We start from the raw sequence: 19,543 nt of genomic DNA on the forward strand, positions 1-19,543 counted from the left end.
GTTATGGCGGACACAGGTTATTTCGACAGCGTAAGTGCTAACCTAAAGACCGGCGTAGGCGCGCAGGTCAAGGGTATCTCGGAAGGCGTCAAGGCGAACTCCGAGGCCGGTGTGTCACCGTCCGTCAATGCCCTCGACACGGGCGTCAAGGCGGCAGCCGCCATCGGCGGCCTTGCCGACGGCCTGAGCGAAGCCGCGATGCTCCCCGTACTGGGTGCCATGGGCATGAAGGGCATGGCCTGCCTGCCTATCTCCAAGCAGCTCGACCCTGTCATCGGCGTGGACATCCACCTCGTGACGATACCCCCGTCCCCCGTCGTGCCGATGCCTCACCCTTATGTCGGGGTTCTCCTCCGTCCGCAGGACTTCATCGCGGCGGCGGTCTCCTCGTTCATCCCCCCGCCACCGACAGCGGAACAGACGGGCGACGCCGACAGCGCGAAGCTCGCCGAGGTGGGCCACACCGTGCTGACGATGGCCGTCGGGATGCTGGGCGCCACCGTCAAGATAGGCGGCTTCATCCCCCGCGCGGTTGCATCCACCCCCACGCGGAGCATCCCGCACATCCCCATGGGCGCAGGCTGGGCGGCCCCTTCAGCGGCGATACCCAAGAACAACGGCCACGCCTTCATGGGCAGCCTGACGGTACTTGCCGACGGGATGCCCTTCTCGGGCGGCGGCGCGCACCTGCACCTTGACTGCAACGACGTGGGCATACCGAGCGTGCACAAGGTTCCGGGCATGTTCCTGCCCACGGGTGTCATCAACCCGATACCTCCCGCCAGACAGATACTCACCAGCCCGGTCCCCGTCCCCCTCAACCCCATGGCGGCACTCGCCCGCAAATGCACGGGGGCGTTCGGGCGTTTCTACAAGAAAAGACCAGGAAGCTGGCGGACAGGCTGCACAGCAAGGTCAACAGGACGATAAAGAGCGAATCCCTGAAGAACATGCTCCACAAGGCCATCTGTACGGTCACGGGCCACCCGGTGGACGTGGCCAGCGGCACGTTCTTCACCGACGAGGAGGACTTCTGGCTCGACGGCCCGGTGCCCCTGTCATGGGAGCGCACGTGGTACAGCCGCAGCGACTACCGGGGTCCTCTGGGCAACGGGTGGCACCACGCCTACGACATGGGCGTCGTCGCGGACACGGAAGAGGGCACGCTGACGCTCCGCATGAGTGACGGCATCCCGGTGGCCTTCCCGCTGCCTACAGCGGAGGAACCCTCGTTCATCCTCTCCGAACGCAAGGAGGCCCGTCTGGAACAGGACGGCGGCTACTGCGTGTGGGACATGGCCGAGGACCTCTACTACCGCTTCACGCGCAAGGAGTACGATTCCGTGCGCCTGCTTGAGAGCGTGACCGACTGCAACGGCCTGGGCATCCGCTTCGACTACACGAAAGAGGGCCTGCTGCGCTCCATCACCGACAGCGCGGGCCGCCGCCTGAGGGTGGAGCACGACACGAGAAGCGGACGCATCCTTGAGATATGCGGCCCGCATCCGGAAGATCCGGAGAAAGAGATTACCCTCGCCTCCTACGAGTACGACGCCGACGGCAACATGACCCTCCAGCGCAACGCGGCGGGCGACGTGATGACATACGAATATGCCGGAAGGCTCATCGTGAAGGAGACATGGCGCAACGGCCTTGCGTGGTACTTCGAGTACGACGGTACGGGCGTGGGTTCGCGCTGCGTACACACGTGGGGCGACGGCGGCATATACGACCACAGGCTCACGTTCCGGGAGGGAGTGACCGAGGTGCTCGACAGCCACGGAGAACTGACGGTGTACCACCACCGCGGCGGCCTTGTGTGGAAGAAGGTCGATGCCAACGGCGGGGAACACCTGTGGCGTTACGACGACAGCCGCCGGCTTCTCGCACAGACGGACCCGCTCGGTAACAGCACCCTGTACAGGTATGACCGCTGGGGGAACTGCACCGACAGCTCCGACCCGTGCGGCGGCAGCGTGTCCGCCGTGTATCCTGCCAAGGGGAACCTGCGCAACCGTCCCGTATCCGTTACCACGCCGGACGGCGGCACGTGGGAGTTCGGCTATGACCGCTCGGGCAATCTGGTGAGCCGCACCAACCCCGAAGGTGCCGTCACGAGGATGACCTACCGCAACGGTGCGGTGGCATCGGTGAAAGACCCCTACGGCGTGGTGACGAGGCTCGCCTATGACCGTTTCCATAACCTCACGGAAGCCTCCGACAGCCGGGGGAACACCTCGCTGTACGGCTACGACCTGCTGGGCAGGTGCGTGAGCGTCACCAACCCTAAGGGTGCGGTACAGAAAAGGGAATACGACCCCGTGGGCCGCGTGGTGCGCGTGCTCGACTTCGACGGCAACGACATACGCCTGTCCTACGACGGGATAGACAACCTCACGGAATACCATGACAACGTCCAGCACGTGGAGTACGGCTACTCCGGCATGTGGAAGCTGACAAGGCGCCGCGACCACCGGGGCGTGGTGAGCTTCCGTTATGACCGGGAGGAACGCCTGCGCCGTGTGACAAACGAGAGGCTCCAGAGCTACGAGTTCACCCTCGACGCTGTGGGCAACGTCACCGCCGAGAAAGGCTTCGACGGGGCCGTCCGTCGTTACCTGCGTGACAGGGGCGGACGCGTCGTCAGGGAGACGCTGCCATCGGGAACGGAAAGGGAATACGGCTATGACGCCTGCTCGCGCGTGACGTGCGTCTCATACCCCACGGCAGGCGACCCCGACCAGACCTACGCCTACGGGCTGTCCGGCAGGCTGGTGCAGGCATCGAGGGGGGAAAGCACGGTGGAGTTCGCATACAACTCCCTGGGGCTTCCGGTCCGGGAGACGGCTGACGGCAACACCATACTCCGCACCTACGACCATACCGGCAGGATACTCACGCTCGACAGCACGGCGGGGGCCTCGCTGCGCTACACCCGCAACGGCTACGGGGAGCTTGAGGGGTTCACGGCCACCGGCGGCAGCGACGCCGACGGCGCGGGCTCGTGGGAATCGGCACACCGCCACGATACGCTGGGCTTCGAGGTGGAGCGCATCCTTCCGGGAGGCATTGTCCGCTCGTTCGCCTATGATGACATAGGCCGTCTGGTGGATGCCCGCACACGCAAGGACTCGCGCACACGGCATATGCGCCGTTACCGCTGGGGCGTCGCCGACAGGCTGTTGTCCGTGGAGGACAGCAGGCGTGGCGAGACACGCTACTCCTATACCCCGACGGGGCAGCTCGAAAGGGCGGAATACCCCGACGGCAGGGTGCAGTGGAGGAAGAGCGACCAGACGGGAAACCTGTATCCCGACCCGGACATGAAGTTGCGCCGCTACCTCGGTGGCGGACGGCTGGAGCAGGACGGCGAATGGCACTGCGAGTACGATGCGGACGGCAACCTGACGGAACGCTACCTCGGCACGGGAAGGTGGCTTGACGGCAAGAAGGACCGCTGGAGATACCGGTGGAACGCCGACGGCTCTCTGGCAAAGGTGGTGCGGCCCGACAAGAGGGAGGTGGAGTTCACATACGACGCGCTCGGGCGCAGGCTCTCCAAGAGCTTCGGCACGACGGTGACGCGGTGGGTGTGGAACGGCAACGTGCCGCTGCACCAGTGGAAGCAGCATAGGGAATACTCCGTCATGGAGGACAGGTGGAATACGGACACGGAACGCCGCAACATGACGGTATGGCTCTTCGACGAGGAGTCCTTCGTACCGGTGGCCATGCTCAAGGAAGGCAGGTCCTACTCGATACTGACCGACCAGCTCGGAACGCCGACGGAGGCATACGATGCCGAGGGCAACGAGGTGTGGAGCCGGGTGCTTGACATGGACGGGAACGTCATCGAGGAGACAGGTAACAAGGGGATGGTACCGTTCCTGTTTCAGGGACAGTACTATGACCGGGAGACAGGGCTGGCGTACAACAGGTTCAGGTATTACTCGCCACAGATGGGCATGTATGTCTCGCAAGATCCGATTGGGCTGGCTGGGGGAATACTCAATCTATATGGGTATGTCGATGACACAAATGCGTGGAGTGATATTCTTGGGCTTCACAAAAACAGTAATGATACTGTTGGGGATTGGGTACTTTATCTCGTATATGATAATAGCACAGGAGAGTATGCAAAAGTTGGCATTGGTAAAGCAGAAGATGTAATGGCGGATAATAGTAATAGACGAGCCTATACAAGTGCCCGAAAAGTCCGACAAGACCCAAATTTTTCTAATGCAACATTCCAAATATTATCTACACATACAAATATTACCAAAGGAGCCATGAAAGAAATAGAGGCCGCAAAGGTTCGACAATTGCGAAGTGAAGGACATAATTTACCATATAATAGGGAAAGAGACCATCGTTATCATTTACCATCATATAATAAGTAGTCAAATGAATATTGTAGCTAAAATAAGAGTTTTAATATCATCAGAAATACCACAATTAAATGAAATTGTAGATCTTAGAAGATTATATTTTGAATTAAATCAACACATTGCTATTTTAGCATCACATATTAATCTTCATGATTTGGGAGAATGGAAACTTTTAGTCTCTATAAACTATCGAAATACAGATAAGATAGGAATATTTAAACGTCTTAAAAGATTTTCTTCAGACAAAGAATATGAAATCTCAATCTCTATACCAATACCAGATAAAAGGAAGGCTATTTACGGAATAGCACAGGTGGATACAAGCTTTTATAGTCAAATAACTGAATCCCTATTTTATTCACTTGAACCGGCATATGACAAATATTTAGATTTAAACACCTATATGAAGGATAGTGCAAAATCCTCAATTCTATTCATATTAAAACAAGGCTTTAAATGTAACGGAATAAAAATACAATTTAAGGCATAAATATAGTGTTTCATTATTGAAGTGCGAATTGAAATAATAAATAAACAATATGAATTGTGATTTTACATGGATACCATTCTACAAAGAACTATCCGACTGGCTACTTGGAAAACAGAATAGCCAACCGGAACTTATATCTACGCTAAAAGAAATCGGCATTTCCGGTTTTCGTGATGGTTCAGAAGGAGGCAAAGAGATTGTTTTGGAAGAGATCGACCCATTTACATTCTTTTCGTATCTCAACAAGTTTCACTCCGATGAAAGAAGAGTAGAAATCCTACAGGATTTAAGGCGTAAGCTAAATTTTAGTTGTCCAGAACCAACAGATGTATCAGGCATCCCGACAACACATCCCATGAAAGTACATCTATTCCCATGGAAGACAATCAGGGGCAACAATGATATAAATGTATTATGGGAATTGTTCGGACAAGTAAAAGGAGGGAAAGTAGATGAACGACTTTTTCAAACTGCATTGAACATTAAAAGTGTCGGAAAGGGAAAACTCAGCATTGTTCTGTTCTACGCTAATCCGGAAAGATATGTTCCTTTGGACTCCAACACTTCATCGTATCTAAGAAGTAAAAAACTGGGCTACACTTATGATAGTTTTGCATCATATAATGAGTTGTCAGAAAAAATAGTCAAGACTCTTGGGAAACGTCCGTGGGAGATTTCATACGAGGCATATAATTATACACCGGAGAGTGATTCATCAAGTATTGGTAGCATCCGGACTCTATTCGAGAAACTTGAAGATGAATTAGAGGACGATATGGATTACCATATCTTTTATCGAGGACAGTCAGATAAGAGTTTTGGATTGATTCCCTCCATCTATCGAGAGAAATTCTTAATCCAGAATGAAAATAGAATTTTCAGAGATATTATCGCTCAAAGTCCGGCTGATTTCAAAGGGTGTACATCTACCTTTGAGAAGTTGGTCAAGATGCAGCATTACTCTTTGCCGACACGCCTCTTGGATATTACTACAAATCCTTTGGTAGCTCTGTATTTTGCGTGCGAGAATGATGCCGTTGACGGAAAACTGTTCCGATTCGAAGTTCAAACGTCAGATATTAAATATTTTGATAGCGATGCTGTCAGTGTCGTTTCTAATATCGCCAAACGCCCAATAGATTTCAGTATCGAAGATTTGAGAGAACTGGATAGGAAGGAGTTCAACTCCGAAGAGGAAATCCAATATCTTCTGCATGAAATTAAGTACGAGAAACCCCATTTTCAGAATGTGATTGACTCAAAGGATATCGAGAGAGTCTTTTGTGTAAAACCGATGTTTGACAATCCTCGCATAATCCGGCAGTCCGGGGCATTTTTCCTTTATGGTATCAATGGCAATAAAAGCCAACCAGCATCACTCAACTTCAGCTACAAAGTGTACATCATCAATAAAGCGCAGAAGCGGAAGATTAGGAAGCAGCTTGAAGCCCTCGGCATAGACAAATCAACGTTGTTCCCGGAAGTCGAACACGTGGCCGAGCATATAAAGGACAAATATCATCTACCTAAGTAACCTTTCCCTCATTTAAAAAAAAACAAGCCGAGCTATTACACGGATAACTCGGCTCTCAGCTTGAAAAAATTACATCAAGTCTTAATCTCGTGGTATATCTTGAACTTGCAAGTATTTCTCTACTTTGTATAAATAATACTTAGAAGGGAGGATAGCCTGTAAATAGAGTTTCTTCTATTTTGCTGGTTAATAAATTTAATTGATTGTTTGTTATGTTCAAAGGAAAATTCTATATTTGCGAAATATGATATCCTCCTTCTTGTCTTGAAAGCGGTCTGACTGCTTTAACCAAGGCGAAATGTCTTGGTTTTATAATAAATAATAAGATCAGCATGGCAGAATTAAAGGCAACCGTGTGCTTGCAAGGGAAGGATATAGAAGTGATTTCATCACACATTGAATTTAACCGCAAGACAGATAATAAAGGAAGGCCAGTGACAAATGTTATTGGCGGACGTATTACCATTACCGTTGAATCTACCAGAGAAACTACTATTCTTGAAGCAATGGTAAACAGTCCTTTCAAAGCGATAAGCGGCAAGGTGATTTATTACAACACTAAGGATAATTCAATCTTTCGTGTCGTGGAGTTCAAATACGCGTATATCGTATATTACAAAGAGGTTTACAATGTTGACAGAAAACGCCAAATGTATTCCACCATCACATTTTCTGCGGATATTATTATGATAGGAGACGCATATTTAAGCAATCAATGGTAAGACTGACGATTCCTGCAAGCCTTTATTGGATCTTTCAAAGAAGAAACATGAAATTTAGTTGTTTGGATATTATTGTATTAAGAAATATCACTAACTTTGTTCATTGTGGATGTGGCGATAATGGATTTGCAGCGTCGTTTACTATTTCAATATTTAATGTTCTTATTGCTACATTTTTGTTTTTCAATGGAGTTAAAATAGAATTATGTTAATAACAAAGGTATGAATACTTTGATTCTTGATTTTTTAAACAGCTATGCTGATAATACTAATCCTCAGTATGCCGTGATGCTGAAAGGAAAATGGGGATGTGGCAAAACTCATCTTATAAAAGAATGGAAGAAGAAGTTTGATGGAACCGCAGATACCGACGAGGAAATTACGCTAAAGCCCATTTATATTTCGACCTATGGAATGGATAGCGTGAATGACATCAAGACAGCTATAGATAGGGAATTAAATCCTTTCTTCTATTCGAAAACGGGGCGTTTCATAAAGGGAGTTTTGAAATTAGCCGGTAAGGTAGTCTTCAAGACGAGTATGGATTTTAATGAAGACTCTAAAGAGGATGGTTCATTTTCCGCAACACTGGATTCGTTGTCGTTACTACAAGTGAAAGACGACAGTATAAAAGGTGTAAAGTTTCTGATATTCGATGACATCGAAAGGTGCCTGATAGAGATGAAGGAATTGTTAGGCTTTATCAACTATTTTGTAGAGCATTGTAATTGTCATGTTGTCGTAATTGGAGATGAGAACCACCTTGAAAAACTTCCCAAGGCTGTATGGGATGAGTTTAAGGAAAAGACCATAGGCAGGGAATTTGAAATACAACCTGACATAGAAGAAGCCATCGAATACTTCCTTGGCGAAGTACCGGTATCCGATTATTTGAAAGAAATGCGTGATTTCATTATTGCCTGTTTTATGTGCACAAAATCCGATAACTTACGGGTTTTGAGACAATGTTTATATGATTTTAAAAGCCACTTAAACAAACTTCCTCCCGAGCTGGTTGAAAAGGATAATATCTTTCTTAAAAATATTCTTGGGTCATTTATTGCAGTGTATGCAGAGTATAATAATAGTGAGAACAAAGAGGTAATTTGTAATTGGAGTAGAGATTGTCGGATTTCACTACTCCAAGATAATAATGAAGATAAGCAAAGGATACATCATCTAAGGGAAAAATATCACTCTTTGAACAAGGAGTTAATTTATAATGTCTTAAATCCGGAGTATGTTACGGCTATTATACAATATATTATCACAGGTGCTCCACTTGTAGAATTTATTGTTACGGAGATAAGGGATAAGCAAAAAGAATTGAAACCTTGGGAAATGCTATCCGGCTTTTTCGATATGGAGCAGCAAAAACTTGAAAGAATTTGTCAAGATACTATAACATCCATATTGGATAGAGAGATAAAAGATGCTTATCAACTTGGTTATAGTATTGCGTATCTATCATACTTTCACGCTATTGGCATTTTCTATTTTATACAGGCTTATGTCTCTTTAATAAAAGTAAGAATAGCAGAAATGATTGATAGCCAAACCTGTTTAGAGGAACTTTATCAGCTAAGAGGGCTTTTTATTAGTGGATGTAATTATGTAACCACAGATTCCAAAACCCCAATAACGGATGATATTGTGGACTATTTCTTGCAGAAGATGAAATCAAAGATAAATGAGTTGCCGGATCAAATGCAAAAAGCACTGCGTAATTTGACTGAAGGAACAGTAGAACAACTTATAATCATAGACAGATTGCCTTATCCAGATAAAAGTTGTACATACGAACTTCGTGCTATATTTGCATATGAAGATGCCAATGCTCTTTTTGATGCTATCTGCAAACTAAGCAATAAAAGCAGAAATACTTTTACGCAATTTCTTGCTTATCATTATAATTTTGACTATGATTTACAAGATGTGGGAGACAGATATAAGGCAGATGTTCCTTGTTTACTCAAGTTGAAAGATTTGGTCGGTAATGAAATCAGTATATCAAAAGGAGTGGATAAACTTGCCTTCATAAGATTAAAAGATGCCTTGATTGAAGCTATTAGGAGGTGTGAAGGCAAAAGTGATACATTGCCACCAATGTAGAAGCTAAAAATGGCGTATCGCAAAAAACGGATATGCGATGAAAGAATATTATCTCTATTTGACTAAAAACAGAAGATATTAATAGCTATAAATGAGAATGGGTGGTGGCGGGGAATCGGGAGGTTATAAAGGGAGAAAGGATGCCATAAAAGAGTAGAGCCGTCGGCAGACCGGAGCGCAAAAAAATCCCTCTGCCCAGTCATCGCGACCATGCAGAGGGAACGGTTGAATTATGATTATGTCAAGCAGCTTCGGCAATAGCTTCGTGTTTGGCAGCCTGCGGTTGTTCGGCCTCTTTCAGGCTTTCATCAATCCTGTGCTGGAGTTCCTTACATTCCTGTTTGAGCCTTGACAGTTCATCGGCTTTGCTCCACTGACGGCAAATGATGTCCTGCAATGTGGGAATTTCGCTTTCTATCCGCTCTACCGCCTTTTGTTGCTTCTCGATAAGAGAGGGCAATTTGCTTAATGCTCCATGCGGATATTGTGCCGACTCAACAAAACCAAGCGGCAGCGCACCGCTCAGACCGCATCGGTATTTCAATCCACTTATACCCTCTACAAAGAATGTATTGCGGTCAAACGTACCGTCCATATTATACTCGCTATGCACCAACAAGTTTAGCCCTGCATATGTGCCAACTGTACCATACGCTCCGTTGCGGTAGGTCTTGGCGATACGGTGCAACTCCCGGCCAACTTCCTCGGTACTGGCTTGCGGCAAGTTCAAAAGCAGGGTTGCCTTTGCCCCATTATACGAGTTGATGTATTCCAAATCCCTCTTGAAATCGGCCTCAGTACGCTTTGCCTTTTCGATTTCTCCCTGACCGGCAGCTATTTTACGCTCGGCACGGATGCGTTCTTTCTTGAAAATAGCCTGTTCCTTTTCAAGCTGCATAATCTTGTTGTCGAGCTTCGTCTTGTTCAGCAAGTCGTTATTGCCTGACAGAATAGCCACGAACTCGGCGAAGTTCATACCGCTGTCCTCATCCATGCCTCCCTCGTCAATACGACGCACGGCGATTGTGCCGTTGTTAATTTGATTGATAAACATCTGCTTGTTTCTCAACAGATTGAACTTGTAGGCGTCAAGGGTCTTTTCCGTGCCGTAAATTACAATATCTACCACATTGCCACCCCACAGCTTTACAGTGTTGCCTTTGCGTACCGCCCTGCCGTTTCGTTGCTCCATGTCAGCAGGTCGCCAAGGTATTTCAAGGTGATGCACTGCCACAGCCCTTTGCTGGGCGTTCACACCTGTGCCTAACATGGTCGTACTTCCAAAAAGAACTCGCACCTTGCCGTTGTTCATTTCTTCAAACAGCTTTTTTCTTGCCCTCTCGGTAGTGGCGCATTGGATAAACTGTATTTCATCAGCAGGAATACCGAGTTGTACCAACTTTTCTTTGATGTCGGCATATATGTTCCATTCGTTCGGTTTGTATGTACCAAGATCGCTGAAGATGAACTGTGTACCCCGATTGTCATTCGAGCGTATATAGTAGTCATAGATTGTCCTCGCACAGATAGAAGCCTTGTTATCGGCATCATCCTTGAACTTGCAACCCAACAAGCGCATATCAAGAGCCATTTTTCGGGCTACATTGGTCGCAACCAACATTTTAGCCTTGTCGAGGTTGTCGGGTTGCGGAACGTCAAGCCCCAAGTCCTCCCACTGGCCGCTACCGGCAAAAGATACCAAGCGTCCTATCATTTCCTCCTGCTCGATTGTCGGGGGATAAGAGAGGAAACGCACGTTCTTCTCAGGCACGTCAAGATTTATCATGTCGGCTGTACAGTAATCCGTAATCTCACGCAGGAACATTGCCAGCTCCGGTACTTTGATGTAAGTACGGAAACGCTCTTTGCGCTTCACCGAGCCTGTCACATTCAACTCATAATCTGCCGTTTTCTTTGTGAATATGGCTGCCCACGCATCGAAACAGCTAATCCGTTGCCGTTGAAGCTCCTGCGGACGCAAATACTTGAACATCACATATAGTTCGGTAAGGGCGTTCACGACCACCGTACCCGACAGAAACGTAGCCCCAAGGTCACGACCTGTACGAAGTTGGATGTCACGAATGGCGAACAAGAGGTTCATTGCCCTTTGAGAGCCTTTGGTGTTGCCGATACCTGCCACACGGTTATGGCGTGTCTGAAACATTAAGTTCTTGAAAATATGGCACTCATCTACAAAAATATGGTCTATTCCCATTGTGTGGAAGTCCACAGCATCGTCTTTCCGATTATTGATTTTCATACGCAGTTCTTGTAATTTAGCCCCAAGGTTCTGTTTGCGCTTTTCTAATCCCTCCTGCATCTTTCCGCTACGGTAACGCATGGTGGACTGCTCCAAAAATTCAAGGTTACGTTCCACATCGGCAAGCTCTTCCGTGAATATATCTATCATGGTCTCTTCTGACTGCGGTATCTTGGCGAACTGGTCGTGGGTCAGTATGATGCAGTCCCAGTTGTTGTTCTTGATTTTTGAAAAGACCTCTTGCCTGTTGGCAAGGGTAAAATCTTCCTTGCCCGGATAGAGAACTTTGGCCGTAGGGTATGCCTTGCGGAACGTATCAGCAATTTCGTGCACATTCGCTTTCAGTCCGATAATAAGCGGCTTGTGTACCAGTCCGAGACGTTTCATTTCGTAAGCGGTAACACACATTATCATCGTCTTGCCTGTGCCTACCTCATGCCAACAGATACCGCCTCCGTTCTGCTTAATCATCCAGATAGCATCTTTCTGTGAGGGATAGAGGCTATCGTATGGAAATTGCCCGAAAGAGAGCTGCGGAAAGGTTTGTGCCGAACCGTCATAGTGCGGCCTAACATAGCAGTTGAAACGCTCGTTATATACCCTTACCAGCTCGTCCCGAACCTCTATCGGCTGCCTGTCAAGCCAGCAGTTGAAACGGTCTCTAATCTCCTGTATCTTGGTGGCTGCCTCTTGTATGGCTTCCTCGTCCGGCACACGCACCTTATCACCATTGCGGTATATCTTTTTCGTAATTTCGGGTACAGTATCATGCAGGGCATGAACAAACAAATCCTCACCGTTATAGTTGCGGACGAAATAGGTGTTGTAAGCCACCGGAGAGTAACTTTGCAGACGTACCATGTAGGTGTCGTTCACATCGAAATACATTACACTTGTCTCTACCTTGAAAAGTTCAGTTGCAAAATCGGCGTATAACTTTGTGTCAATCCAACGCTCGCCCATGTTAATATCGAGTTCCTCGTAGGGTATCGCTTCGGGTGTCGCATCCGCCAAAGCCCTTACAGCAGTTTCCGTCCAATCTTTTTCCCTGTCCGTGAGTTCGGACAAGTAAGAACCTATCTCCTTGCATTTGGCTATGACATTGCCTGAAAGGAACTTGCCTTTATGCTCCCACTCCCCGATAGCGGGATTGTAAAATATTTCACCTTTGAGGTCGCCGATGATTTCTTCCTCGGCACTGTCTGTGGACTGCATCAGGTAGTCCATATCAACCTTGCCGTAGAAATTCAAGCTGCTTGCCAACGCTTCAATCGGTGTCAGCCGTTTGTTCGGGTCTATCTTCTTGAACGCCACAGGTTCACGCATGATGTCGGACTTGACTAAATCTTTTCCAAGCTGCATTTCTATTGTAAAGACTTCCACACCGAGGCTGTCAAGCATGATAAACTCCTTGTTGTCGTTCTCGTGGAAACAGCCCCATTTGGCAACAAAGGCATCGTATCGGGCGTTCAGCTCTCTACGCAATCCGTTATCCTCTTTTTGTTCTTCCCTTTCTTTGATTGACAGTTCAAAGTATGCTTTGCGTATAGGAAAATAATCTTTCGCCCTATCTGTATTGACCTTACCCTCGTCCACCGGCACAAAATCAATGGCTACCTCTTGATAAAGACTTGATTTTCGATATTGGATAGTACCCACCTGGCCCTCAAACAGTACCATTGCGCCGTCTTTCATCCATGCTTCCACCCCATCCGTGTAGGCTCGTTTACCTTTTTCTACTTGTTTCATCGCTACATTCCCGAAAAGGGACATTTGCATATGTTCGCTGCCCTGTCCGTTCCCTGTGAAAAGACTTTTGCGGAAATATCGACCAAAGTCGAGTTTCAGCAGTGCGGCGAGATATTGCGACATGGCATTTTCATTTCCCTGCCATTGGTATTTGCGCACATATTTTCCGTATTGGTTCTGTACAATGCGGCTACCTGTTGCAAGGGTAGTTTTCGGCATGGTAAACAATTTGTTGGCGTATTCGGTCATTGTGCCTATGGCGTCCGCCTTTTCCCTGCCTACTTGTAAAAACAGTTGTTCCCGTTGTGAGAGTACCGTCTTGTGCGTGTGCTTTTGGAATATCAGCAGGTCACTGCCTACCTCTATACCGCTTGTCTGCATGAAAAGCATATCGGGCAGACGGATTGCACTTATCAGGTCTGCATGATTTACAAGATATTCACGCACGAACTTGTTACCGGGCGTGTCGGCTATGCCCCTCGATGTGATGAAAGCCAATAATCCACCCTCATTCAACAACTCCATCGCTTTGACAAAAAAGTAGTTGTGTATGGTCTTGGTGGCCTGTTCGTACATACCGCCTTTCTTCCACAGCTCCGCATCGAATACCCGGAAATTGCCAAACGGGATGTTGGAGGCTATGACATCGAAAGTTGTATGCTCAAAACCTTGTTCTCCAATGGTTTCAAATGCAGCCGTCCGTGTTAGCGTGTTCTCATGGAGCAGGGAAAGTATCATCCCCGAAATGAGATCTTTCTCAATGGCATAGTCATACGTGCCGGACATGGCTATGGGCAGAAAACCGCCTATACCTGCACTCGGTTCGAGAAATGAACGCATTTTGAGGCCGTTTTCGCTGAACGTGGCGTGTATCTGCCGCACCACTGCATCAACAAGGAATTTAGGAGTGTAAAATGCTGTCAGTACAGATGCTTTGATACCCTCTATGACATTGTGTCGCATGGGTTCTGTGAAATGAGGGTAAGCATTGATTAACTCCTGCAATCTTTGTATCGGTTCTTGCATATCACCACCTATGGGCTTGTCCGTACCTATATTCAACACTTCTTTGATACCCCCGAAACCAGAATATCGGGATAAAATTTCTTTTTCTTCCGCAGTGGCCTGCCTGCCTTGAACTTGGATTTTCATTGCCGTTTCTATGGCTTCCACGTTCGCTACCAATGATTTCAATTTGTTGTAACTCATAATTTAACCTTTCTTTTTTTCCCTTTTTTCGGCCTGTTTGCGACCTTTGGGATTTATTTTTCTGCCTCCAAAAGGTGGCGGAAACAATCTGACAAGGCTGATGCGGAAAAATACGCTCGACAGACGGAGAGGAAGATTTTTACGGCTCACTCGCAGCGGAACGCCGGCATTGGCAAGATTGGAGCAGCCTATTACCTTTGCGGGAAAATAAGTCCACGAGAGGTCGCACGGCAGCAGCAAAACGATAATAAATGACAATCAAATAGAAAGGGATGAATAAAACTGTAAAACAGGGGTGTTAAAACAGGGTAATGGACAATCGGAACGGATTGCCCGTACTATAATCGGAGGAAGGTGAACTATAAAGGGAGGTGGAATCGGGTGGATTGGCCCATCTCTTGATAATTGCAGACTATTACTCTCAGAATGACGACTATATTAAATGTCGTAAAAAAAATGCAACGGACTATTTTTTTTGTATCATGAGCGTATTATTCAGCAAATTAGTTGTATCTTTGTAATCGCATAGATTTTTTTGAAATGAAAACAGCTATACAGATTGCTAAAATAAGAGCAGTGGTACTCTACATCATGCAGAGTTTCACTCAAGGAGTGGACTATATAAAGTTATTTAAAATACTTTATTTTGCCCAACAGGACCATCTTGTCAAATATGGCAAAGTGATTGTCGAAGACTCTTTCAGAGCATTGAAGCATGGCCCGGTGCCAGCCTATACCTACAAGGCACTGCAAATTGCAGAAGGCAAACCCTTGGATGGGAATTTTGACGAGTTCCTTTCAGACATAGAGGTTCGTGACAAGAAGGTATATACTTCTGCCGTACCCGATATGGACTATATATCAGGTGCCAACAAACGTTGTCTTGACGCTGCTATCGCTAAATATAAGGATACAGACCCTTATGACTTGTCCGATTTGTCGCATGACTCGGCATGGGAAGAAGCGATGACACGCATTCAGGATGATCCTCAAAAAAACTTCATTACCATTATAGATATAGCCCGGGCAGGAAAAGCTACCAAGGACATGGTAGATTATATCCGAGAAAAGCAGATTGTCAAGAACGCTTTATCTTAAATCAAATGGACGACAAAACCGGTGCATTGGAAAAGCTGAAAGCTATAATGGCCAAAGCTGAGCAAGTAGATATGTCATCAGTCAAAATTGGTGATATTATTTATGTCCCCTTGGACGAAGAGGACGGACTGATACTAAAAGACGGATATAAAGACCGCAATAAATATATTGTTATTATCGGCTTTACTCCGGAAGGTGTCGCTATCGGTGCCTTACTGATAAATTCGGAAATAGATTCTTCCAAGAGGTCGGAAGAGCTACTGGACTGCCAATATCCTTTGATGGTTCGGAACTATCGTGATATTCTGGACTATGACAGTTGGCTGGATTGTTCCGATATATTCGAACTTTCAAAATTAAAAATCACGGAAAAGAACGGTAAACTGAAAGGTTGCCTGATTTCCGAAGACAGGGAACGGGTAATGCAGTTTCTAAGAGAGACAGAGGTGTTCGATAATGCAACTAAAAGACGTTATGGCATTATTAAATAATGGCGTTAAATCATAGGGAATGGATAGAATAGGTTTAGATACCAGAATTTCAAGGAAAGAATCGTTTCTATTGGCAAATGACGGTTTGTATTTAGGCAGATTGTCGTTGAACACATCTACTCCTGATTCCATATCCAACAACGAGAATATATACGGTAGTCACTTTTCAAGTATATCTTTCAAGAATCGGTATTCCATATATGGAAGTCCCAGTTCATCGTTAAGTCCATACAATCCGAATACATTAACCCCACCAGTTATTTATTTAAGAGGTGAGAAAATCGGTTGTTTGAGTAAAAATGTGAATCTTACAAATCGTGTAGATCCGGACGTGCTTAATGACTGGATGATAAGTCAGCGATTATTTGATTAGTTTTCCATACAGAAAAATACATAAGTTTCCAATCGTAAATTGGGAACTTATGTATTTAGTAGGTCAAATGCTGATGCCGTCCTATAAAACGACTGGAGTTATCGTTGTAAGTAATAACTTCTTCAGACATCATTAATCTCTACTTTCCAATCTTATACATATTATCACGGGAGTCAAACCGCACACCGCAAAAAATGTAGTCAGGTGTACGCACTGCCCTTGCCGTGTATATATCCTTGCAGTTGCATTCTTCAAGGTATCCTGCCAAACTATCCACCATAATAGCGCAACTTAACTCCGCTGTTTGATGCTTGAACCGCCTGCCGTTTATTTCGACTAACACATAAGGGGCAAAAAAATCAAACGGGCTATTGCTTTCGGGGGATAAGATACCGATGTCTATCAGTCTGACAGGATTTAACTTTTCGTCCTTTGCCTTGTCGTTGTCCTTTTCAATTTGTTCACGTAGCAAGCGGAGATAGCAATCTTTCTTCGCTTCAAAAGTATGTATCGACTTAATCCACTCACGAATCCGTTTCTTAAAGTATGCCATACTATTGGAAACAAAGAGCGTTATCCGTCCGTCTATGACAAAACCGTAATCGGTCATACCACTCCATTTACCCATACATTTATGGCGTACAGGTTCCCATGTCTTGCCTCCTACAAGGGCAACAAATTCATCTACTGCTGCTTTCTCTTTCCTTTTCATTGTATATAGTTTTTAAAAATCAGGAATAGTTGCTTTCTCAATCAAAACGTTGTCGGCATAATACTCAATCGCCCCCGTAGTAACACCAATATCCTGACAAACTGTTCTGAGATAGTTTTGATAGTCGTTTCCAGAAAAGTTCTTACCACATAAGTTTTTGAAAATCATCGGAATGGATATATCGTCTGTACTCGATAGTATCACTTTGCCATTCTGCCTAATCTCTGTTTTCATAATGTTATTTTTTTATTGTTACTATTTCCCTTTGTTCAACCTGTTTGCGACCTTTGGGATTTATTTTTCTGCCTCCAAAAGGTGGCGGAAACAATCTGACAAGGCTGATGCGGAAAAATACGCTTGACAGACGGAGAGGAAGATTTTTGCGGCTCACTCGCGGCGGAACGCCGGCATTGGCAAGATTGGAGCAGCCTATTACCTTTGCGGGAAAATAAGTCCACGAGAGGTCGCACGGCAGCAGCAAAACGATAATAAATGACAATCAAATAGAAAGGGATGAATAAAACTGTAAAACAGGGTAACGGACAATCGGAATGGATTGCCCGTATTATATCGGAGGAAGGTGAACTATAAAGGGAGGTGGAATCGGATGGATTGGCCCATCTCTTGATAATTGCAGAATGACGACTGTATTAAATCATGGGGAATGAGTAAGTCTTTTTGATAAGGCAGAATGCAGTTCGGAACAGGCAACCTGAAAAACAATGTTTTTTGTTTGCTTATCCGCCAATCTTTCGTTATCTTTGTCAAAATGAAGACAGCAGACGGTACTTTCGGGTACGGTCATTGTCGTGACATGGAAGATTCATACTCGGCTTGGAAACAGGCGGAGATTGATATACATATTATACGTTCACTGAACGTCTTGGAATAGAAAACTGACACTTATCAAAAAGACAAGATGTATAGCAAAATATTCATACTGTATGTTTATACAGCAAGGGTTTGCTTATCTGCCTTTTAGGTATGGCAGTACCTCTATTCCGGAATAGCGTGGGTTCATGCTGTTCTTTAGGGTGCAAGGTGGACATAATTCTTAAAAACACATTGAATATGAAACAGATTTCCTTGCACGTGTATCAGTCCATCGACGGTTGTCCGGCTCCTTCGGACAAGCATTTTGATGCGGCTGTGGATGCCTCCAGTTGTGTGCTGATTGACGAAGAAACTTACCTGCGTATTTATATGAACCATTTGGGTTGGCCGATTACGGCGAAAGAGACTTTGGTTGTGACGAACGGCGGCATCGACCTGACGGAGAATGAACGAGTGAAGTTCATCCAAGGAGATGCAGTGGCAGAACTGAGACAGATGAAGGAAGACGGCGACGGTATGGTGGTGGCTTACGGTGAGGAAATCGGGGCTTTACTCTTGGATAACGGGCTGGCGGACGAAATCACAGTGACAACCGTTCCGGTACTAATCGGCGGCGGCGAAAAGGCATTGGAATGCGGATTGAATGACGGCAGAGCTTGGATTGTGCGGTCAAATAAGGTGCTGGTGGACGGAAAAATGAGGACGGTGTACGGGAAGGTCTAATATGACAAATAGATATTATAGCAAAAGTGCAGCAACCAATTGCTGCACTTATTTATAAAAAGACGTGCCTTAAACATGCTAAATAGGCGAAAAGTAAGGCAAGTATATTACTTTTTAAGCCGAATACTAAAAAAGGTAGAGAAAGATATAAGGAGGATGGAGCCTCCGAAGATATAAAAATACAGCAACACCAACTAAACCGGCACATAGGTAAAGCCGGGCAATACATCAGAACTAATAGCGTACTTTGCCATATCACGCTATGGCTGACAAAACAGCCTTTACATGAATGGCAAAGGAGTCACCGCTACGGCTCGGAATATGCGAAAACAAGATGGCTGTTATACGATTGAGCTGCCATAGAGATTTAGAACTTTTAGTCCATTCGCTGTAGCCTTACGATAAGTATAAAACGTACCACCCTTGGGGTTGCCGTCATACCAGGCAATAAGAGACGAACTGTGAAAAACCATATAGTCGTTGCGTCGAAGCAAACAGCCATGGTAGTAGTGTTCGCTCAGGATGATAACATCATCCGAGTTACAGAGAATAGTATCATACCGGGCTTTCATCGCATCGTTCCACCGCTCGGATTGTCCGCGATACGGTACTACGGCAATAACTTGCAGACCTGACAATTCGGACTGCAACGCAAGAGCAACTTCTGCCGCCAGCATATCAAACCCCATGGCACAACCACAGTAAAAATGACGATAACCTCCAGCGTATGCCTTGGTTATCGCTGCCTTTAATTGCAGCTTCAGTTGCTTCCTGTATAGGAATGGAATATTGCGGTGTCCACTGAAGCAAACGGACACTGCCTTATCATACTTTGTCTGGGTCAT

At 46.2% G+C, this 19,543-nt stretch carries 13 protein-coding genes and 1 pseudogene; 10 read left to right on the forward strand and 4 right to left on the reverse strand.

Going from position 1 to position 19,543, the window contains the following annotated elements:
- Positions 1–3: 3 nt before the first annotated feature.
- The 5 genes and pseudogenes from BSHG_RS0220345 to BSHG_RS09525 form a co-directional block, all read left to right on the forward strand.
- Positions 4–4,073 (forward strand): annotated as a pseudogene (locus BSHG_RS0220345) (DUF6531 domain-containing protein); the annotation flags it as partial.
- A 331-nt stretch (positions 4,074–4,404) separates the two neighbouring features.
- On the forward strand, positions 4,405–4,878 hold the full coding sequence (imm9, locus tag BSHG_RS09540) for an Imm9 family immunity protein (protein WP_008659502.1): 474 nt from the start codon (positions 4,405–4,407) through the stop codon (positions 4,876–4,878).
- Between the two features lie 49 nt (positions 4,879–4,927).
- Positions 4,928–6,412 (forward strand): FRG domain-containing protein, encoded by a 1,485-nt coding sequence (locus BSHG_RS09535; protein ID WP_004308664.1) that lies wholly within the window; start codon positions 4,928–4,930, stop codon positions 6,410–6,412.
- A 332-nt stretch (positions 6,413–6,744) separates the two neighbouring features.
- A complete protein-coding gene (gene tssD, locus BSHG_RS09530; RefSeq protein ID WP_004308665.1) occupies positions 6,745–7,134 on the forward strand; it encodes a type VI secretion system tube protein TssD in 390 nt (129 codons plus the stop codon).
- A 222-nt stretch (positions 7,135–7,356) separates the two neighbouring features.
- Positions 7,357–9,246: a P-loop NTPase fold protein gene (locus tag BSHG_RS09525; protein ID WP_004308667.1), complete on the forward strand. Its 1,890-nt coding sequence runs from the start codon at positions 7,357–7,359 to the stop codon at positions 9,244–9,246.
- A gap of 241 nt (positions 9,247–9,487) precedes the next feature.
- Here BSHG_RS09525 and BSHG_RS09520 read toward each other — a convergent pair whose 3' ends face one another.
- On the reverse strand, positions 9,488–14,467 hold the full coding sequence (locus tag BSHG_RS09520) for an N-6 DNA methylase (protein ID WP_004308668.1): 4,980 nt from the start codon (positions 14,465–14,467) through the stop codon (positions 9,488–9,490).
- A 540-nt stretch (positions 14,468–15,007) separates the two neighbouring features.
- On the opposite strand from BSHG_RS09520, the gene BSHG_RS09515 reads away from it, so the two are divergent.
- Genes BSHG_RS09515 through BSHG_RS23715 form a run of 3 tightly spaced genes read left to right on the forward strand, consistent with a single transcriptional unit; the run spans position 15,008 to position 16,429 of the window.
- Positions 15,008–15,565: a Panacea domain-containing protein gene (locus BSHG_RS09515; protein ID WP_004308669.1), complete on the forward strand. Its 558-nt coding sequence runs from the start codon at positions 15,008–15,010 to the stop codon at positions 15,563–15,565.
- A gap of 5 nt (positions 15,566–15,570) precedes the next feature.
- A complete protein-coding gene (locus BSHG_RS09510; RefSeq protein ID WP_004308670.1) occupies positions 15,571–16,056 on the forward strand; it encodes a hypothetical protein in 486 nt (161 codons plus the stop codon).
- Positions 16,057–16,075: 19 nt separating this feature from the next.
- Positions 16,076–16,429, forward strand: a complete 354-nt coding sequence (locus BSHG_RS23715; RefSeq protein ID WP_004323416.1) for a hypothetical protein — start codon at positions 16,076–16,078, stop codon at positions 16,427–16,429.
- A gap of 139 nt (positions 16,430–16,568) precedes the next feature.
- Here the strand turns inward: BSHG_RS23715 and BSHG_RS09505 are convergent, their stop codons facing one another.
- Positions 16,569–17,141, reverse strand: a complete 573-nt coding sequence (locus BSHG_RS09505) for a hypothetical protein (protein WP_004308671.1) — start codon at positions 17,139–17,141, stop codon at positions 16,569–16,571.
- A gap of 12 nt (positions 17,142–17,153) precedes the next feature.
- Complete coding sequence (locus BSHG_RS09500) at positions 17,154–17,375, reverse strand: hypothetical protein (protein ID WP_004308672.1); 222 nt, start codon at positions 17,373–17,375, stop codon at positions 17,154–17,156.
- Between the two features lie 457 nt (positions 17,376–17,832).
- On the opposite strand from BSHG_RS09500, the gene BSHG_RS09495 reads away from it, so the two are divergent.
- Entirely contained in the window at positions 17,833–18,033 is a 201-nt protein-coding gene (locus tag BSHG_RS09495; RefSeq protein ID WP_004308673.1) for a hypothetical protein, read from the forward strand.
- A gap of 179 nt (positions 18,034–18,212) precedes the next feature.
- Positions 18,213–18,698, forward strand: a complete 486-nt coding sequence (locus tag BSHG_RS09490; protein WP_004308674.1) for a dihydrofolate reductase family protein — start codon at positions 18,213–18,215, stop codon at positions 18,696–18,698.
- Between the two features lie 341 nt (positions 18,699–19,039).
- On the opposite strand, the gene BSHG_RS09485 is transcribed toward BSHG_RS09490, so the two are convergent.
- Complete coding sequence (locus BSHG_RS09485) at positions 19,040–19,543, reverse strand: SLOG family protein (protein WP_004313628.1); 504 nt, start codon at positions 19,541–19,543, stop codon at positions 19,040–19,042.

The organism is Bacteroides sp. 3_2_5, assembly GCF_000159855.2.
Classification (GTDB): Bacteria; Bacteroidota; Bacteroidia; order Bacteroidales; family Bacteroidaceae; genus Bacteroides; species Bacteroides fragilis.